Genomic DNA, 17641 nt, shown 5'->3' with positions numbered 1-17641 from the left:
ACCACTTTTTAAATGACTGTCCGGACATTTTCGGACGGTAAGTTTTCTATTAATTTATAATGGACTAATCCCATGACAAATAAAAAACACATTTTTTCAATTATCTTTATTGGTTCTCTTTTAACGGGGTGTGCTACAGGACCATCACCGACAGGGATTGGCTTATATACGGATGTTAAAGGGCCAATTACTGCCACGAGTCTCCCGGCAACCAAAACCGGTAAAGCGTGTGCGCAAACGGTATTGGGTATTGTAAATACCGGCGACGCATCTATTGATTCAGCGAAAAAAGCGGGCGATATTTCTTTAGTGTCGAGTGTTGATTATGAAACTACAGGCTCATATCCGTTTTATGGTAAAACCTGTGTTGTCGTAAGAGGACAATAACAACAGTAAGCCGGCGATGCCGCCGGCTTTTTATCCCATTTTACGTGCCGCTATCTCTGTCTGTTCCTTGCGACTCAGCCCCCGCTTTAAGGTTCTGTTAAGATTTTACGCATACTCTACAAGCAGTTGTTAATAAAGGATAATAATAATGGCACATTTCTCAAGACTGCAAATAACGCTTCACTGGTTAACACTGCTCCTGACAGGCATCGCATATGCTGCTATTGAGTTACGGGGGTGGGCGCCAAAAGGCTCCAGCGTTTACCTGTTTATGAAAGACATGCACTATGACATGGGCGTTCTGGTCTGGGCGCTGATGTTTTTACGGTTATATCTTAAACACAAATACCCGGATCCGGTCATTACGCCTCCCCCTCCTCACTGGCAGCACGTAGCCGCTAAATTAATGCATATCGCGCTTTATCTCACTTTTCTCGCCTTACCGCTGCTGGGCGTCGCGATGATGGCATCAGGCGGGAAAAGCTGGAGCTTTTTTGGTTTTACTGTACCGGTATTTTTGACGCCAGATAGCGCCCTAAAATCGGATATAAAGCGTATTCATGAAATGCTGGCCAATATCGGCTATTTCCTGATTGCTATGCATGCAGCAGCGGCGTTGTTTCACCATTACATACAAAAAGACGATACATTTTCAAGGATGTTACCCGGTAAATCATGACTATTCGGCCATCCCGGCGTGAGAGAGCACGCCGGGCAAGGCATTATTGTTCCAGCGCTATCGGTTTCGACTGATAGCGCCTTACACCGTTTGTAATCGACAATATACGATATTTTTCCGGTTCCACGTGTAGGTGATATGTACGACGCCGCCCTCGCTAATAATAGCAGGATAAGAATACTCACCGCGGTCACTTTCCAGGTCCAGTAGCGGTAGCCATGATTCGCCATTATCCTGGGAAGCAATCAGTGAAAGCGGATAGCGCTTTCCCCAGTTGCCGTTGACCGGATTTAACGCAAGAATCAGCGTACCGTCCTGCATACTAACCAGATCGATACCACTATTATTATTCGGTAAAGATGTCGCGCGGGCAACAGACCAGGTAGCGCCATAGTCGATTGAATCACTGCGAAAAATTGCCCCGCGTGTGCTTCGTAACAACATATGGATATGCCCTGGAGAAGACTCCCACAGCGTAGGCTGAATAACGCCATCCCAGCGCAGGAGGTTTTCCAGACAACATTCCCACAACACCCCCTTTTTTATACCATCCCACAACGCTACGTTTGTCCCGGAAATAGCGTTATCAGGCTCCAGCGGAACAAAAGAGATATTCCAGTGTTTTCCTTCGTCAGAGGATCGATCCACAAATGCCCTCCACCGTTCAGGACTTTCAATCGACCCTGGCGCAATCCAGGCGCCATTTGATGCCAGCAGGAGTTTATTTTTTACGGGACCGCGCGGCAAAATATCATCGTTGACCAACGGAGCTGGCGTACTCCAGGTAAATCCTCGATCGCTGGAGGTGATAAACCAGGTTTTCCACACGTGTACGTCGCTGCCTACTTTATAAAATAACCACAATTTATCCGACGGGTAAAATAACACCGGATTCCAGTGCGCTTCCCCCTCGCGTGCCGCCACTCGCTGCGGTGTTGTCCAGATATTATGTTCATAGCGAGATAGCCAGATGGCTGTATCTTCGCTTCCTTCGCACAACCCCGCGAACCATGCGGCCACGAGCGTACCGCACGGTAGGCGAACAAGCGTAGAGGCATGACACTGGAAGGACTCGGTTCCGCTTTCCGGTAAAATGACCTGTCGATTGACGAGCGCTAATTTCATACCTGCCTCGATTAAATAAGGTAAAAAGCATCAGCTTTTTTACGTATGAAAGTAGTGTTAGCAGAAATAGCATCAACGCGGTGAAAACGATCAACCGCTATACGAATTTATGTTCAGGTATCGCGCCCATAACAGGCAGAATGTCGAGAGTGGACAAAAATTGGACTGACCTCGCGGATAATTCCAACTTACCGCCGTCCAATGGCGACGAGGTCAGTGGCACGGGATAATATAGAGGTCAGGGCTATAATATTTAGCGATCTGTGCCTACAAGCATGACGGGATACTTTTCGCTACAGACAATGAAGGCCCGTCTAAACGGGCCTCCATTAATGCTTTTATGATTTATGTTCAATCGCCTTTGGTTTGCTTTCTATGGCAATTTTTTTCGGTTTCTCGCTTTCAGGGATCTCCTGGTAAATCTCGACCAACAAGAGGCCCTGTTCCAGTTTCGCATTATTCACCTTAGCATGTTCAGGCAAAGAAAAACTCAACTGGAAATCCGCCTTACGAATACCACGATAAATCCAGTGCGTCTGATCCTCTACCGTCTCTTCAGTGTGTTTACCCGTAATATTCAGGTTGCCGCCAACCGTTTCAATTTCAAGCTCTTCCTCTTTCCAGCCAGGAACGCTCACGGTAAGCAGATAGTTATTCGCATCGCGCTTTTGCAGATCGTAAGCTGGCGTCGCAGTGACTGGCGTATCTCCTGTTAATTGACTGAAAAGTCTATCAATACGGTTGAAACGGTCAGAGAAAAGAGAATCAGCAAACACGGGAAGTGCTGACAAGGTTCTGAGTGCCATCATTAACCTCCTGAATCACTATTCAAAAGTTCAACATCAAGGCAAGCATTGCTTGTCCACTGACTACATAGGGACGGGAAAAACATTTTCAAGTCTATAAAAGCCTTTTTTTAGTCACGAATTTAAGTGGTTAACGAAAAATCTCATCCCGTTCATTGCCATTTCCGCTGTCCCTTCATCTTTACAATTTTTCTCCACCAGTACAATTGATAATGATTATCAATTGCATTAATGTATACAGGTTGGTTATGGCAGTGACCAACGCCCTTCTCCATTATCAAACCCAGCGCCGCCTTCGGGCGGCCTTTTGGGAGGAAATATGGTCGCCAAAAATAAAATTCACGGTCGTCGTATTCGTCAGTCTCTGCAACAGTTACATCATCGTTGTCTTTTTCAGCAACTGGCGGTAAGCCCACCAGGAGCAAAATATGTTTCAGTCACCGCTGAAACAAAAAACTGGCTTATTCATCTTGTGACTTCAGAGGGCCTCTAGCACGCGGTAGTGACTGTACATGTTGTCGCTAAAATTTTAATGAAATGACATTTATACACCTACAATTTGCGCCCGGCGGCTCCGGGCGCCATACCTGAAGATATGACACCCGTTGCCAACTCACAGGAATTTTAGCTATCGTCTCCGACGTAGAAAAATTCGATATCTTTATTAAACCATTTATCAATGTTGTGCCACATCAGACAACCGGTCAGAAAACTTGCGATCAATATCCCTCCTATAAGCCACTTTTTCACATATACTCCTGAATAACCCCTGTTGATGCCATTATCTGATCGATAATAAAAAGACCATCATTTGAAGAAATAGTTTCACTGACAGATACCGTATGAAACGAGACAGTGAACAGTACCGTTTTCTTCGGTTTTTATGCCATAGTATTGAGCAGTGGTGACAATCATTTTCTATCGCACCATAATGATTTGCAGCCTATAGTTTATGATTTTAAGATTTGTCTACTCATCACATATGCCAGTGATGGATAAATTATAATACGCTTTTCTGGCGCACTTTTCGTCAGTAAACAGGAATACTACAGCATTCATCGTATTGATGCCGCTTTATCTCCCGTTCTTCAGGGAATTAACGACAATTTTATGCACAAAGGATACTAATGATGAAACGTAAATTGATCCCATTTACCCTCTTTCTCGCTGCGCTTAGCGCCAGTACCACCTCTATAGCAGCTTCGCAGGAGATTTCTAAATCTATATACACCTGTAATGATAACCAGGTTATGGAGGTGATTTACGTCAACACCGAGGCTGGAAACGCCTATGCGATTATCAGTCAGGTAAACGAGATGATCCCGATGCGGTTAATGAAAATGGCCTCCGGAGCAAATTACGAAGCCATAGACAAAAATTATACTTATAAACTTTATACCAAAGGCAAAACGGCTGAACTGGTGGAAGGTGATGATAAACCTGTTCTCAGTAACTGTTCCTTAGCTAACTAACCTTAAGAAATGCCTGAAGACTCATCAGGCATTTCCACTTCAACCTTCCTGTAACGTAACGTTAAAGAATATGTGAATCACTACCGTAGTATAATGGCTAATTAGTAACCACTTTTAAGCATGGTTAATCCTATTTTTAAAGAAAAGTTCGAACTGTCTGAATTGTCGTTGTTGAGCGTTTAAATGTTTTGCTTTATTAAGTGACCCAGGTAGAATTCGCAGCGGCTGGTAACCATTCATATTCGCACTATTGAACGATCACCGGCCAACCGCGCCAGGGTCTTGCATACGCTCTGGCGCGGTTAAATCCCCAGGCCATAAACGAAATCACTGGTTTCTGCTATTGATCGTATCTTTCAAGTTAACCTGCATTATGCTTGCCCACCTGATGTAAAAAGACACCGCTCTGAACCATAGGGTGTGAATTTTATTTTATAAAAAATTGCGGTGCCGGGTGCCTCCCGGTGAACCATACCACAGTCAATATGGTTCGCGAGGAACATTAACTATTTGACTGGACGCCCCGCCGCAAAGGGGGATTCACCGCATAAGAAAAATCTACAACTCACAAGTAATAAAAGACAATAACATTTTTGTGCATTTTTTATAAATGACTATCTTGTCACGTAATAAATGAAATTATTCTGTAACAGGATTGCAAGACAATACTTATTCAAAACTGAAGTGGTCAGTGGGAGTCGAACCCACATCATCAGCCTGACACTGAGGTAATAACATTATACGATAACCACATTGGACCGCCACCGAGGCCTCGAACCTCGCACCATCAACTTAGGAGGTTGATGCTCTATCCAGCTGAGCTAGTGGCGGCTGGGGACTTCTGCCAGGCGCAAAAAAGGTGCTCTCCTGGATAAAATACATACCTTGCTACTTTTCAGTAGTCGTTCAACGGCAGGTACAATATGCGAAGGCGGTCACAAAATCTTGATGACATTGTGATTAATTCCAGGAAAATTTTTCAGAGTGAATCTTGTGAGATCTGGCGTTATTTACACCAGATTTTCCTTCCTGCTTATCACCTACCTGAGCAACCTTGATTGCTTACCACAACCCCTTATCTGTGCTTATGCTGGTGAGATGTTATGTACAGCGTCACTATGACGAAGAGAGAAAAGACAGGCAGGTACGTGTTACTGGTAAAGAAGCCCTGTTTTGTGACTGGCGGTGCGGAAGGCGAACCTTCCGCATAGCTTATGCTTTTCAGAAACGGTATCCAACCCCGACGTTGAAGCCGTTTATTTTTGTAGAGGAGATGTTGCTTCCTTCATACCCAACATCGACGACGATATTCTCCAGCGGATTCATCTGTACACCCGCGCCCCAGGCAAATCCCGTTTTCCTTGAGGAAATTTTGTTAGAAAAAGAATCGCCATCCTGAGTGGAATGTTCTTTAAATGTCGCCTTTACCGTGCCGACACCCGCCAGCGCGTATAACGAAAAATTGTCAGACAATCGATAGGCTGGCCCAACCATTAAAGAACCGTACTTCACCTCAAACTTGTCATGGTAATGAATACCTTCAGGCTCAACAGACCCGGAAGCCTGTCTGTCTCCATATAAGTAACTTAGCGAGGAAATAAAACTTACCGGAGAGTCATCCTCATAACGGTATTTCACATTTACCCCTCGGATATTTTTGAAATCCTGAACTTTACTTTGTGCATACCCCACGGAAAAGGCGTTAGTATCGGCCTGTGCAACATTTACAACCAAAACGCTTGTAGTAATAACTAAAGTGGATAAAATAATATTTTTCATAACAACTCCTTAATACTACTTATTATTTACGGTGTGTTTAAACACCTGCAGTACCGATCCGGCATTCAGTTATCGCCACTATGCCGAATCGACAAAACCACGAATAATTCACCGCTATCGCTCCTGATGTGTTTACTTCCTGAAAGATATTTTTACTACCGAAGCACTCTATCGCTCATTTAGGTAACCGGTTCTACAATGTCATCTAACTTTTATAGATTTGAATGCTAATTTTTCTCACGCATATATATTTAACAGAAACCATAAAGTGTTTAGCCACTATAGAACAACAAATCACCCATGCAACATTTTGATATTTAAAGAGAAAATCTCACAACCACATTAAGAAACTTGACACCGTTCGGCTAAAAACATGTCATTAAGCAAACTCGCCATATAATCAGAACATATCGCATTGTGCTTCACAGTCCTCACGTGACGCTCCAGCCGCAATACGGTTATATGCCATCGCAGGCGCTGTAATCATATTCACGATGATGCTTAGCACGCTTTATTCCCGCTCCGATTTAATCTTTTAATATATCTATCAGTTACAACATTTCTTGTTATATTATAAGAATAGAATCGACACCACAATTCCAACATAAATATCACCTGTGTTTAGAGAGAATTTACATTCCAAAAAAATAATAACTAACGCAAATATTGAACACGCGATAAAAAAGTCTATTTCGCTATAAAACCCATTATTAAGAGTGGTTAACTCTTCGTTGAATAAAAAATGTCAATGACGTTCCATAATTCAGGAGATGAACTTCACAAGTCATTATATATAACAGGAGGTGCTATGAAACATCATGCTTTTATGCTTTGGTCATTACTTATTTTTTCATTCCATGTTTTGGCCAGTTCAGGCCATTGTTCTGGTTTACAACAGGCATCATGGGATATTTTTATCTACGATTTTGGTAGTAAAACCCCGCAACCACCTACAAATACTGATAAAAAGCAAGCCAGGCAGATTAGTTCACCGTCCTGCCCGACGACAAAACCCATGATGTCCGCACCAGTCAATGACGCCAGGAAAGGGAATACTTTCTCCAGAACATAATGTTATTTATCTACAATGGTGCCGAACGACTACTTTTAGCCATCCGGAAATCTTGATTGCCATCAAATATAGCTGGCATTATTTTTCCTGACGTGTATAGTGCGCCTCGTTATCCCCATTAAGGAATTTGTTTGTCTCGTAAAATGACAGGAATTGTCAAAACCTTTGATTGTAAGAGCGGTAAAGGTCTCATCACCCCCTCCGATGGACGCAAAGATGTTCAGGTCCACATTTCAGCATGTCGCCAACACGAAACAGAAGCGCTTATCCCCGGTATACGCGTTGAGTTTTGTCGTATTAATGGCCTCCGCGGACCTACCGCCGCCAACGTTTATCTTTCATAATTCGTCACCCGGCATTTTTTCAGAAAAATTTAGCGAGTACGTCTACCTCCGCAGCCTGCTATGAGGCTTTGCCTGAAAGGCTGCAGAATGTTTTCAGTGGCGAAAATCTAAAAGATTTATTTTGCTAATGACTCCTGTGACCTCTTTTATCATATATCGGGTGCCCCCCCTTCTCACTTTGTTTAACGTGAAGAAATGTACAGCCGTTTTTCACTGTGATAGCATGTAATATTGCAAAAGTATTTAACGCTATATACCCATCGTCACAGGAGTGGCTGGCTGCGCGCATTTAACCGAAGTATTTATGTGATTCTATCGGAATTATCTCTATTGCCGCTCAATGCTACGTCATATTCAGTGGGTATAAATTGCCAATATAGTTGTAACGCTATTTATTTTTAGGGTAATAATTGAATGACTTTGCTTTCAGGAAAAAACACACTGGTTCTCTGCCTCTCCTCTATTTTATGTGGATGTACGACGAACGGCTTACCCGCACCTTATAGTATTAATTTGTCGTTCCCGGTCATTACACAAAACCAAATTAATTCCGGTGGTTATTACATAAATGATGCGGAACAAATTCGGACAACTGATGGTCTGTGCCTTGATACAGGCCCAGATCAACAGAATCGTTTGACGCTGCGGGAGTGTAAGCATGTGCAATCTCAGCTTTTCTCATTTCACCGAGACAGAATCACGCAGGGTGAGAAATGTCTGGATGCCGCAGGACAAGGTACAAAAGAAGGCACACCAATCATTCTTTATTCATGCACGGGTAATGATAACCAGCGCTGGCTCACTGATGATAACAAAATTAAGGGGAAACAGAGCCGAAAATGCCTGGGCACAAATAGCATTATTGTCAGAAAAGGCGACCCTGTTGTGTTGGCCGATTGCGATTTTAGTCGCGCCCTGGAATTTACCATCAGGTAGCAGGACACCGCTGTGAAGAGAGTGCCGCTAACCTCTTGACACGACAACAGGTTAGCGACCTTTACTTCCACGTGCGATCAATTTACTTTACGTCCGCAACGTCAGGATGACAAAACGGCGGCTAAACCTTGACACCAGTTATATACCCAGCTTAAATACTGGTCATCCAACCAGTAAAAAGGAAATGGCGATGTACGTCGAACTCGTTTATGACAAGCGAAATGTTGAAGGTTTGCCAAGCGCACGCGAAATCATCCTCAATGAACTCACAAAACGCGTACATCAACTTTTTCCCGATGCGCAAGTGAAAGTTAAGCCAATGCAGGCGAACGCATTAAACAGTGACTGTACAAAAACCGAGAAAGTACGGCTGCACCGTATGCTGGAAGAGATGTTTGAAGAGGCTGATATGTGGCTGGTCGCCGAATAACGTCCCCTCCTGCGAAAGCGACATGTCCGATCGAAAACAGCGCCCTGAGGCGCTGTCTGTGACGATATAACGCAAACGCTACCACTCAGAACATGTTGTTGTTGATACCTCAGACCGGTATGTGGAACCGACATTCATCGCTTCACTGGCCTGTCGGTATGAGTAGCCCTTATCAACAATCAGCTGTGCGCATTCCAGCCTGAAATCTGAAAGTACGTTTGGTTTTGTTGTTTATTAAGAGCCTATCCCATTAGACTCTTTTATTCGCCAAACTGGCTTTAACGATTACGCCTACTGGGATAGGTTCTAAACTTATCATCAATACGTAAAATACCTATTTACGAACAAAAAGTAACAGGTAAAAATCCGAAATAAAACCAGCATAACTAAAACTTACTGCAGATATGCACACGCATTATTACTATGTTTCCAGGATAGTCTCGACCAGTCAAGCCTATCTATTTTATATAAAAAAGGGAAATACTTCACATGAATAAAATACATGTTACATATAAAAATCTCTTACTTCCGATTACCTTCATCGCGGCAACTCTAATTAGCGCCTGTGATAACGATAAAGATGCCATGGCGGAAGCTGAAAAAAATCAAGAGAAATACATGCAAAAAATCCAGCAAAAAGAGCACCAGCAATCAATGTTCTTTTACGACAAAGCCGAAATGCAAAAAGCTATTGCCAATATCAACGCAAAAGGTGGAGCCAATCTTGCGATTATTGAAGTCCGTTTCTTCAAGGGCGGGTATTCATTCATTCGACAAAGCGTTAACACCCCTGCTAAAGTAGAGATGTTTAAATTTAACAACGGCTACTGGGGGGGACCTTCGCCTGTCAACTTAACCATCTTTGGCACTATAACAGAGGAGCAAAAACAAGAAGCACTAAAAGAGGCTTTATTCAAATTCGACTCGATCAATTTCAGCATTATACCAGAGCGTATTCAGGAAACAATTAAACGTGCTAACGCCAGTGGCATCATTTCCGTTACGGAAGATAGCGATATCGTTGTACGAGCAGAGATAGCTCATAATGGCGAATTCGTCTATGACATTACCATCACTGCTAAAAATACAGCACGTGCGGTAATGACCTTAAATAAGGATGGTTCTATTGCCGGATATGAGATCAAAGAACCTTTCGACCCAAAAAAAGAAGCCGAAAAAGCACAGCAACTTGTTGAACAATCGAGAAAAGACATTGAAAGTCAGCGTAAAAAAGCAGCTGAAAAGATGAACGAAATACAGCAGACATTTAAAAAATAGCAGACGATACAAACATTGATAAAAATTATAGCGCGAAAGAGCGCGTGCCAGGTACTAAGGCACTGCTTGAAGACAGCGAATCGCTATTTCATTCTCTGACACTGTAATTTTTCGTACTCAAGATGTTTATTTATTGAGTCTTTTGTGGATAACCAGGTGAAGTTATGTGACGCCAGGAATCTATTCCAGCGGGCGTACTTGTTGGAGCCAGTGTGAAGCCGGGCAGCGCGCAGAAACCGGAGCGTATACGTTGTACGTGAGAATTTCGAGCACTGCCCGACCTAAAAATGATGAATAAAATAGATATTTTAAAGAGGTAATATGAAGAATTTTTTCAAAATAATTACTGATTTCATCGCGGATATTTCCCTTGATCTATTTGCTATATTTTTATGCATGTTATTCGTATACAAAACAGGACCATCAATTGGTGTGATATCATTTTTTATTGCATTAATTATTTATATCATTCTTCATTTTGTTTTTTACTCATTTCGTGAAAAAATCATAAAAAAAATATTCAAATAAGTATTTAAAATTATTGTTTTGAGGTACAAATTCAGCGCAATAAAACAGAGCAACTAAAAAAAATTAGGCGTAGCGAAGTGGAAAAGGACTGTCATGTACTGGACCGTGAGCTGGTCGGGAGAGCAATGTACGGGAAAGAGCGAAATACTGTCATTGATATGAGCAGGAATATCGATAGCCAGTAAATCACTCCTGTGGTAATACAGGCCACTTGATGACTGTGAAGGTCGCTTCATCTGAAGCACCGGTGAAGTCCAGCATTTTAAGTGAAAAGCAGCCAGCAGGCGCTTCTGCTGGTCCATATTCCTCTATTTTGCCAGACCACACTAAAGTGCCACACAGGTATCTGCCAGAACGGTCCTGAGATAATAAATATAAAAGCAGTTACTGCCTACCTCAAGAAGTATGCGCTCATGATCATTTAAAGCTCTTTTAAAGAGACTGATAATAAGCTTGTCAATATAATATTATGCAGTCTCTATTAAGCGCCTGGTTTATTTGTTTTGCATAATCATATAGTTGACTTTTCGAGTAAGAGTTTTCTTGCAAAGACAAATAAACGTGTTTTATATCTCTGAATAAACATACATCACCATGAATATGAGCCTCTATATAATTCCCTTCATAGCCTTTACCATAATTAGAATGAGCTAAAAATTTTTCGTCCTTAGCCATTTTAACCAAACTCTTAAAGCAATTATAACCAAAAAAATCATTTTGACAGGATGCAATCAGGTTCTCCATATACCAAAATGTAGATAATTTACTCGTATCCAGGCCAAATCTGTGGCCGTAGATATCAAAAGGTGAGAATGTACAGTTTGTTTTTACATTATCATTTAATTCAAAAAATGATTTTCCATAGGCGCTGGCACCTCCATTTTCACCGTTCAGAAAGTCCAGTGCAGCATAAATTGGTCTGCTTGTAGGGCTAAAAGTTCTACTGTTGGGAGTATATGCTACGGAAAAACCGCCTGTCTGACCATATGGGGCATAAGGTGAATCTGCAAGCCTCTCCAGTTCAAATGCTTTAGTTTCAACTGAATCACGTCCGACATTATAAGCAGGTAAATCTCCTGGTCTGCAACCTAATGCATAAGAGTTCAGATATTCTTTATTTTTTAAGAGAGAGACAAAGTCAATTTTTGCCGCATTAAAATTTATTGTCAGCCGGGCATTTTGTAAAATATCCACCATCTTATTTAGCAAGAGAGTGCAATCTATTTCGGCACCACACTCACGGCTTATCCGCCTGAGCGCTTTTTCTCTTATTATGTCAGCGTCGCGCTGACACCTGGAATGAATATGCGCAAGTACTTGTTTTCCAAAAAGGCGACCATACACCTTTTTACGCTCTTCATTGCTGAGACCGCAAAACACTTCGTCAAAAGAAAGCCTGTACGCTGCGCTTACAGAACCTCTCGCCGTTCTGCTTTCTGGAAATGGCGGAACATCTTCAACAACATTTCTAACTTGCTGAATGTCTGAAGACAGTGGAGTACGTCCGGCATTTTTTTCCTTATCTGTTTCCAGATATTCCGGAACCTTTATACTTCCACTATGGCAGATAGGTTTGAGCATATGTCTCCTGAATTTTTATGACTAATATAGCATTCACTTTCGCTGACGTATTCTTTATCAGGCTGAAATTTCAACACTTCTTAGCAGCCTTGTAGAAGAGCAAATAAAGCATGCTAATAATTTTATAAAATACTTAACCTACCCACTATTGTAGTCAATAAACCATCACTTTTTATTAAAAAATTATCCTGATAATAACAATAAATCTGGTAAGGCACTTTCAAAAAATAGCCAAATCACACATTATTAAGAAAACCACTACAATCAAAATCGGTAACTATCAGCTTTCAGGGGGGTCTCAGGTTATCATGACGATCGGGGTAAAGGATGAACTACTATTGCGGTCTGAATTGAGGGAGTTTTGATAAAGTTTTGATAACCGTTCGAATACTAATAATAAAAACGGGGACGTTAAGTCCCCGTTTTTGTTTTTAACAATTATCGTTATTACATATTCGCGATAATCGCGTCACCAAACTCACTACATTTCAGCAGCTTAGCGCCTTCCATCAGGCGTTCAAAGTCATAGGTCACGGTCTTCGCGGCAATCGCGCCTTCCATACCTTTAACAATCAGGTCTGCGGCTTCGAACCACTGCATGTGGCGCAGCATCATCTCCGCAGACAGAATAATGGAGCCTGGGTTGACTTTATCCTGGCCCGCATATTTCGGCGCAGTCCCGTGAGTCGCTTCAAACAACGCGCATTCGTCGCCGATATTCGCACCCGGTGCAATACCGATACCGCCAACCTGAGCCGCCAGGGCATCGGAAATATAGTCACCGTTCAGGTTCATACAGGCGATAACGTCGTATTCCGCCGGACGCAACAGGATTTGTTGCAGGAACGCATCGGCGATAACGTCTTTAACCACGATCTCTTTACCCGTGTTCGGGTTCTTAATTTTCAGCCACGGACCGCCGTCAATAAGCTCACCGCCGAACTCGTCGCGCGCCAACTGGTAGCCCCAGTCTTTAAACGCGCCTTCGGTGAACTTCATGATATTGCCTTTATGTACCAGCGTGACGGAATCGCGATCGTTGGTAATAGCGTATTCAATCGCCGCGCGAACCAGACGTTTAGTGCCTTCTTCAGAACACGGTTTGATACCGATACCGCAGTGCTCCGGGAAGCGAATTTTCTTCACGCCCATCTCTTCGCGCAGGAACTTGATCACTTTCTCAGCGTCTGCAGAGTCAGCTTTCCATTCAATTCCGGCGTAGATGTCTTCAGAGTTTTCACGGAAGATGACCATATCGGTCAGCTCCGGATGTTTCACCGGACTTGGCGTGCCCTGATAGTAACGAACGGGACGCAGACAAACGTACAGGTCAAGCTCCTGACGCAGGGCAACGTTCAGAGAGCGAATACCGCCGCCAACCGGCGTGGTCAACGGACCTTTAATCGCTACGCGGTAATCACGAATCAAATCAAGGGTTTCAGCGGGGAGCCAGACATCCTGGCCGTAAACCTGTGTGGATTTTTCTCCGGTGTAAATTTCCATCCAGGAAATTTTACGCTCGCCTTTATAGGCTTTCTCGACGGCGGCATCGACCACTTTAAGCATGGCTGGAGTGACATCAACACCGATACCATCGCCTTCAATAAACGGGATAATCGGATTCTCAGGAACGTTGAGTTTGCCGTTTTGCAGGGTGATCTTCTTACCTTCCACCGGAACAACTACTTTGCTTTCCATTCACCTCTCCTTCGAGCGCTTCTGGTTTGCTCGTCTGTCATCGCGCTGCATGTGCAATGGCGTCCTGCTGCACGACTGCGTTAGAGCAATTTTTTGTTAATGTTTTGTAATGAGCATGTCAATACTACCCTATTGTTTGCCGCCATGAAAGACACTCATTATTGCGCTATAATGCGGCAATTAATAAGTTCTGAAAACACCATGCAAAAAACTTCTTTTAGAAATCACTACGTTAAGCGATTCAGCTCACGACAAGCATCTAAATCACGGAAAGAAAACCAGCCAAAACGCGTGGTTTTGTTCAATAAACCTTACGATGTGTTGCCGCAGTTCACGGATGAAGCAGGTCGCCGCACGTTAAAAGATTTTATTCCTGTGCAAGGCGTTTATGCCGCAGGCCGCCTGGACCGCGACAGCGAAGGGCTTTTGGTGCTGACTAATGACGGCGCGCTGCAGGCGCGCCTCACGCAACCGGGCAAGCGCACCGGCAAGATTTACTATGTTCAGGTAGAAGGCATCCCGGATAATGCAGCGCTGCAGGCGCTTCGTACTGGCGTCACGCTCAACGATGGCCCTACCCTGCCCGCCGGTATTGAGATTGTCGCGGAGCCTGACTGGCTGTGGCCGCGCACCCCGCCGATTCGCGAACGGAAGAATATTCCCACCAGTTGGCTAAAAGTCACCTTATATGAAGGCCGCAACCGCCAGGTAAGACGCATGACAGCGCATGTCGGTCATCCCACTCTACGATTAATTCGTTACAGCATGGGCGACTACACGCTCAACGGCCTCGATAATGGACAGTGGCGCGAGATAGCACAGGAGAAAGACAGATGAAACGGCTTCTCATTGCTTTTGCTTTATTAACACCGTTATCCGTTAATGCGGCCAGCTTCGACTGCCAGAAAGCGCAGGCTGCGGATGAAAAGGCTATCTGCGCGCACCTGACGCTGAATGATAAAGACGTGGAAATGCACACCAAATATCAGTTTTTGAAAGGGTTGTTCGCGATGGGCAGTCGCGGCGCCCTGCAGGACGCCCAGCAGAGCTGGCTTAAACAGCGTCAGCAGTGCAAGGCCGACGTCACCTGCCTGACAAAAGCTTATAACGAGCGTCTGAAACAGCTTGACGCGATCTATGACCACATTGATAAACCGCTTTAATAAGGATGCCTATGTTCAAGCCGCACGTGACCGTTGCCTGCATCGTACATGCCGAAGATAAATTTCTGGTGGTGGAAGAGACCATCAACGGTAAATCGTTATGGAATCAACCTGCCGGACACCTGGAGGCAGATGAAACGCTGGCGCAGGCCGCCGCGCGAGAACTGTGGGAAGAGACTGGCATCACGGCACAACCACAGTATTTTATCCGTATGCATCAGTGGATTGCTCCGGATAAAACCCCGTTCCTGCGCTTTTTATTCGCTATCAAGCTTGATCATATTTGCGCGACCGAACCCCATGACAATGACATCGATTGCTGCCGTTGGGTGAGCGCCGACGAGATTCTGAACGCGCCGAATTTACGTTCTCCGCTGGTGGCTGAAAGCATTCGCAGTTATCAAACGGGACAACGTTACCCCTTATCTATAGTGGGCGAATTTAACTGGCCGTTTACAGAGGGTGTCAAGTAAAGGGCTGCGTGGTAGAATACGCCGCCTTGAAGTTCAATGTCGCGAGTATTCCAATGTCAGAAAGCCCAAAAAAAGTGATCGTCGGCATGTCCGGCGGTGTCGATTCCTCCGTTTCCGCCTGGCTGTTGCAACAACAGGGTTATCAGGTAGAAGGCCTGTTCATGAAGAACTGGGAAGAGGACGATGGTGAGGAATACTGTACCGCAGCAGCCGATCTGGCTGACGCGCAGGCCGTGTGCGACAAGCTTGGCATTGAACTGCATACCGTTAATTTTGCCGCAGAATATTGGGATAACGTCTTTGAACTGTTCCTTGAAGAGTACAAAGCGGGCCGTACGCCGAACCCGGATATTCTGTGCAATAAAGAGATCAAATTTAAAGCCTTCCTTGAATTTGCCGCAGAAGATTTAGGCGCCGACTATATCGCCACCGGTCACTACGTTCGCCGCGCGGATGTAAACGGCAAAAGCCGGTTGTTGCGCGGGCTCGACGGTAACAAAGATCAGAGCTACTTCCTCTATACACTTGGCCATGAGCAGATTGCGCAAAGTCTGTTCCCGGTTGGCGAGCTGGAAAAACCGCAGGTGCGTAAAATCGCCGAAGATCTGGGGCTGGTAACCGCAAAGAAAAAAGATTCTACCGGTATCTGCTTTATCGGCGAGCGCAAATTCCGCGACTTTTTAGGGCGCTATCTGCCTGCGCAGCCGGGGAAAATCATTACCGTTGACGGCGATGAAATCGGCGAGCATCAGGGTCTGATGTATCATACGCTCGGTCAGCGTAAAGGGCTGGGAATCGGCGGCACCAAAGACGGTAGCGAAGACCCCTGGTATGTGGTGGATAAAGACGTTGAAAACAATGTGTTAATTGTCGCCCAAGGGCATGAGCACCCACGCCTGATGTCGGTAGGCCTCATCGCCCAGCAGCTACATTGGGTCGATCGCGAACCGTTCACCGGCACTCTGCGCTGTACGGTAAAAACCCGCTACCGCCAGACCGATATTCCGTGCACGATTAACGCGCTGGATGACGATCGTATCGAGGTCATTTTTGACGAGCCGGTTGCCGCCGTTACGCCGGGCCAGTCCGCTGTCTTTTACAGCGGCGAAGTCTGCCTGGGCGGCGGCATTATCGAGCAGCGACTGCCGCTGACGGTCTGATTATTCAATACACAACACCATTCAAGTCGCCTCAAAGCGGCTTAAAAGATGAAGTGTATTTTATTTGATACAAGGAAGCAGTGATTGTGGCAAAGAATTATTATGACATCACCCTCGCGCTGTCTGGCATTTGCCAGTCGGCACGCCTGGTGCAACAACTGGCGCACCAGGGACACTGTGATGCCGACGCGTTGCACGTTTCACTCAACAGTGTCATTGATATGAATCCCAGTTCTACTCTGGGCGTGTTCGGCGGCAGCGAAGCTAACCTGCGTCTTGGTCTGGAAACACTGCTCGGCGTGCTGAATGCCAGCAGCCGACAAGGACTTAACGCCGAACTGACGCGTTATACGCTTAGCCTGATGGTGCTGGAGCGCAAGCTGTCATCCGCCAAAGGCGCATTGAATACGTTAGGCGATCGCATTAACGGCCTGCAGCGCCAGCTTGATCATTTTGATTTACAGTCAGACACGTTAATGAGCGCCATGGCGGGCATCTACGTGGATGTGATTAGCCCATTGGGCCCGCGCATTCAGGTGACGGGCTCCCCGGCCGTTCTGCAAAGTCCGCAGGTGCAGGCCAAAGTCCGCGCCTCGCTACTGGCAGGCATCCGTGCAGCCGTGCTCTGGCATCAGGTAGGCGGTGGTCGCCTACAACTTATGTTTTCTCGTCATCGCCTGACGACTCAGGCAAAACAAATTCTTGCTCATTTAACCCCGGAGTTATGATC

The 17641-nt window shown here is 44.9% G+C and carries 20 protein-coding genes and 1 tRNA gene; 14 read left to right on the top strand and 7 right to left on the bottom strand.

The genetic code is table 11. From position 1 onward, the window contains the following. The first annotated feature begins 72 nt into the window (after positions 1-72). Entirely contained in the window at positions 73-387 is a 315-nt protein-coding gene (locus tag ACLJRS_RS02275) for a TRL-like family protein (protein ID WP_000182479.1), read from the top strand. Positions 388-535: 148 nt separating this feature from the next. Then, complete coding sequence (locus ACLJRS_RS02270; RefSeq protein ID WP_000929973.1) at positions 536-1066, top strand: cytochrome b; 531 nt, start codon at positions 536-538, stop codon at positions 1064-1066. 81 nt (positions 1067-1147) lie between these two features. Here ACLJRS_RS02270 and ACLJRS_RS02265 read toward each other — a convergent pair whose 3' ends face one another. The 3 genes from ACLJRS_RS02265 to ACLJRS_RS02255 form a co-directional block, all read right to left on the bottom strand. Then, on the bottom strand, positions 1148-2191 hold the full coding sequence (locus ACLJRS_RS02265) for a sialidase family protein (protein WP_000761735.1): 1044 nt from the start codon (positions 2189-2191) through the stop codon (positions 1148-1150). A gap of 338 nt (positions 2192-2529) precedes the next feature. Beyond that, complete coding sequence (locus ACLJRS_RS02260) at positions 2530-2997, bottom strand: Hsp20 family protein (RefSeq protein WP_001218120.1); 468 nt, start codon at positions 2995-2997, stop codon at positions 2530-2532. 152 nt (positions 2998-3149) lie between these two features. Further along, positions 3150-3422: a hypothetical protein gene (locus ACLJRS_RS02255; protein ID WP_000927827.1), complete on the bottom strand. Its 273-nt coding sequence runs from the start codon at positions 3420-3422 to the stop codon at positions 3150-3152. Positions 3423-4124: 702 nt separating this feature from the next. Here ACLJRS_RS02255 and ACLJRS_RS02250 point away from each other — a divergent pair. Then, on the top strand, positions 4125-4469 hold the full coding sequence (locus ACLJRS_RS02250; RefSeq protein ID WP_000977725.1) for a c-type lysozyme inhibitor: 345 nt from the start codon (positions 4125-4127) through the stop codon (positions 4467-4469). A 754-nt stretch (positions 4470-5223) separates the two neighbouring features. Here ACLJRS_RS02250 and ACLJRS_RS02245 read toward each other — a convergent pair. Further along, positions 5224-5300 (bottom strand) — tRNA-Arg (locus ACLJRS_RS02245). Between the two features lie 390 nt (positions 5301-5690). Then, positions 5691-6248, bottom strand: a complete 558-nt coding sequence (gene pagC, locus ACLJRS_RS02240; protein WP_000789471.1) for a virulence membrane protein PagC — start codon at positions 6246-6248, stop codon at positions 5691-5693. A gap of 808 nt (positions 6249-7056) precedes the next feature. Here pagC and pagD point away from each other — a divergent pair. The 6 genes from pagD to ACLJRS_RS02210 all read left to right on the top strand — a co-directional run bounded on the left by pagD (position 7057) and on the right by ACLJRS_RS02210 (position 10836). Next, positions 7057-7320 carry a virulence protein PagD gene (gene pagD / locus ACLJRS_RS02235; protein WP_001535993.1) on the top strand — a complete coding sequence of 88 codons (264 nt, stop codon included), beginning with the start codon at positions 7057-7059 and terminating at the stop codon, positions 7318-7320. 131 nt (positions 7321-7451) lie between these two features. Further along, positions 7452-7664, top strand: coding sequence for a cold shock-like protein CspF (gene cspF / locus ACLJRS_RS02230; protein ID WP_001537306.1), 213 nt, complete (start codon positions 7452-7454; stop codon positions 7662-7664). A 414-nt stretch (positions 7665-8078) separates the two neighbouring features. Then, entirely contained in the window at positions 8079-8600 is a 522-nt protein-coding gene (locus ACLJRS_RS02225) for an RICIN domain-containing protein (RefSeq protein ID WP_001537478.1), read from the top strand. Between the two features lie 190 nt (positions 8601-8790). Further along, complete coding sequence (msgA, locus tag ACLJRS_RS02220) at positions 8791-9030, top strand: virulence protein MsgA (RefSeq protein ID WP_000289208.1); 240 nt, start codon at positions 8791-8793, stop codon at positions 9028-9030. A gap of 489 nt (positions 9031-9519) precedes the next feature. Then, complete coding sequence (gene envF / locus ACLJRS_RS02215; protein ID WP_001033398.1) at positions 9520-10308, top strand: putative envelope lipoprotein EnvF; 789 nt, start codon at positions 9520-9522, stop codon at positions 10306-10308. Between the two features lie 321 nt (positions 10309-10629). Then, positions 10630-10836, top strand: coding sequence for a hypothetical protein (locus ACLJRS_RS02210; RefSeq protein WP_000787625.1), 207 nt, complete (start codon positions 10630-10632; stop codon positions 10834-10836). 456 nt (positions 10837-11292) lie between these two features. On the opposite strand, the gene sopF is transcribed toward ACLJRS_RS02210, so the two are convergent. Together sopF and icd are read right to left on the bottom strand one after the other, a co-directional pair. Further along, the gene (sopF, locus tag ACLJRS_RS02205) at positions 11293-12417 is read right to left on the bottom strand and encodes a type III secretion system effector SopF (protein ID WP_410957744.1); all 1125 of its coding nucleotides are present in this window, start codon (positions 12415-12417) and stop codon (positions 11293-11295) included. A gap of 447 nt (positions 12418-12864) precedes the next feature. Further along, positions 12865-14115, bottom strand: a complete 1251-nt coding sequence (gene icd / locus ACLJRS_RS02200) for an NADP-dependent isocitrate dehydrogenase (RefSeq protein WP_000444508.1) — start codon at positions 14113-14115, stop codon at positions 12865-12867. 171 nt (positions 14116-14286) lie between these two features. Here icd and rluE point away from each other — a divergent pair, with 171 nt between their 5' ends. From rluE to hflD, 5 genes are all read left to right on the top strand, one after another. Next, positions 14287-14952 (top strand): 23S rRNA pseudouridine(2457) synthase RluE, encoded by a 666-nt coding sequence (gene rluE, locus ACLJRS_RS02195; protein WP_001249412.1) that lies wholly within the window; start codon positions 14287-14289, stop codon positions 14950-14952. After that, positions 14949-15278 (top strand): lysozyme inhibitor LprI family protein, encoded by a 330-nt coding sequence (locus ACLJRS_RS02190; protein WP_000825956.1) that lies wholly within the window; start codon positions 14949-14951, stop codon positions 15276-15278. Before rluE ends, ACLJRS_RS02190 begins: the two co-directional genes overlap by 4 nt. Before the next feature lie 11 nt (positions 15279-15289). Then, positions 15290-15751, top strand: coding sequence for an NUDIX hydrolase (locus ACLJRS_RS02185; protein WP_000476070.1), 462 nt, complete (start codon positions 15290-15292; stop codon positions 15749-15751). 53 nt (positions 15752-15804) lie between these two features. Then, a complete protein-coding gene (gene mnmA / locus ACLJRS_RS02180; RefSeq protein WP_000004540.1) occupies positions 15805-16911 on the top strand; it encodes a tRNA 2-thiouridine(34) synthase MnmA in 1107 nt (368 codons plus the stop codon). A gap of 86 nt (positions 16912-16997) precedes the next feature. Then, positions 16998-17639: a high frequency lysogenization protein HflD gene (gene hflD, locus ACLJRS_RS02175; RefSeq protein WP_001519653.1), complete on the top strand. Its 642-nt coding sequence runs from the start codon at positions 16998-17000 to the stop codon at positions 17637-17639. The last annotated feature ends 2 nt before the right edge of the window (positions 17640-17641 follow it).

This window comes from Salmonella sp. SAL00670 (genome assembly GCF_046552235.1).
Classification (GTDB): Bacteria; Pseudomonadota; Gammaproteobacteria; order Enterobacterales; family Enterobacteriaceae; genus Salmonella; species Salmonella enterica.
This window is presented reverse-complemented; position numbering and strand designations above follow the sequence as displayed.

What these genes read in the sequence shown, in the direction of transcription:
- ACLJRS_RS02275 (WP_000182479.1), top strand. Translation starts at nt 73, where the DNA reads ATGACAAATAAAAAACACATTTTTTCAATTATCTTTATTGGTTCTCTT.
- ACLJRS_RS02270 (WP_000929973.1), top strand. Translation starts at nt 536, where the DNA reads ATGGCACATTTCTCAAGACTGCAAATAACGCTTCACTGGTTAACACTG.
- ACLJRS_RS02265 (WP_000761735.1), bottom strand. Translation starts at nt 2,191, where the DNA reads ATGAAATTAGCGCTCGTCAATCGACAGGTCATTTTACCGGAAAGCGGA.
- ACLJRS_RS02260 (WP_001218120.1), bottom strand. Translation starts at nt 2,997, where the DNA reads ATGGCACTCAGAACCTTGTCAGCACTTCCCGTGTTTGCTGATTCTCTT.
- ACLJRS_RS02250 (WP_000977725.1), top strand. Translation starts at nt 4,125, where the DNA reads ATGATGAAACGTAAATTGATCCCATTTACCCTCTTTCTCGCTGCGCTT.
- pagC (WP_000789471.1), bottom strand. Translation starts at nt 6,248, where the DNA reads ATGAAAAATATTATTTTATCCACTTTAGTTATTACTACAAGCGTTTTG.
- pagD (WP_001535993.1), top strand. Translation starts at nt 7,057, where the DNA reads ATGAAACATCATGCTTTTATGCTTTGGTCATTACTTATTTTTTCATTC.
- ACLJRS_RS02225 (WP_001537478.1), top strand. Translation starts at nt 8,079, where the DNA reads ATGACTTTGCTTTCAGGAAAAAACACACTGGTTCTCTGCCTCTCCTCT.
- msgA (WP_000289208.1), top strand. Translation starts at nt 8,791, where the DNA reads ATGTACGTCGAACTCGTTTATGACAAGCGAAATGTTGAAGGTTTGCCA.
- envF (WP_001033398.1), top strand. Translation starts at nt 9,520, where the DNA reads ATGAATAAAATACATGTTACATATAAAAATCTCTTACTTCCGATTACC.
- ACLJRS_RS02210 (WP_000787625.1), top strand. Translation starts at nt 10,630, where the DNA reads ATGAAGAATTTTTTCAAAATAATTACTGATTTCATCGCGGATATTTCC.
- sopF (WP_410957744.1), bottom strand. Translation starts at nt 12,417, where the DNA reads ATGCTCAAACCTATCTGCCATAGTGGAAGTATAAAGGTTCCGGAATAT.
- icd (WP_000444508.1), bottom strand. Translation starts at nt 14,115, where the DNA reads ATGGAAAGCAAAGTAGTTGTTCCGGTGGAAGGTAAGAAGATCACCCTG.
- rluE (WP_001249412.1), top strand. Translation starts at nt 14,287, where the DNA reads ATGCGGCAATTAATAAGTTCTGAAAACACCATGCAAAAAACTTCTTTT.
- ACLJRS_RS02190 (WP_000825956.1), top strand. Translation starts at nt 14,949, where the DNA reads ATGAAACGGCTTCTCATTGCTTTTGCTTTATTAACACCGTTATCCGTT.
- ACLJRS_RS02185 (WP_000476070.1), top strand. Translation starts at nt 15,290, where the DNA reads ATGTTCAAGCCGCACGTGACCGTTGCCTGCATCGTACATGCCGAAGAT.
- mnmA (WP_000004540.1), top strand. Translation starts at nt 15,805, where the DNA reads ATGTCAGAAAGCCCAAAAAAAGTGATCGTCGGCATGTCCGGCGGTGTC.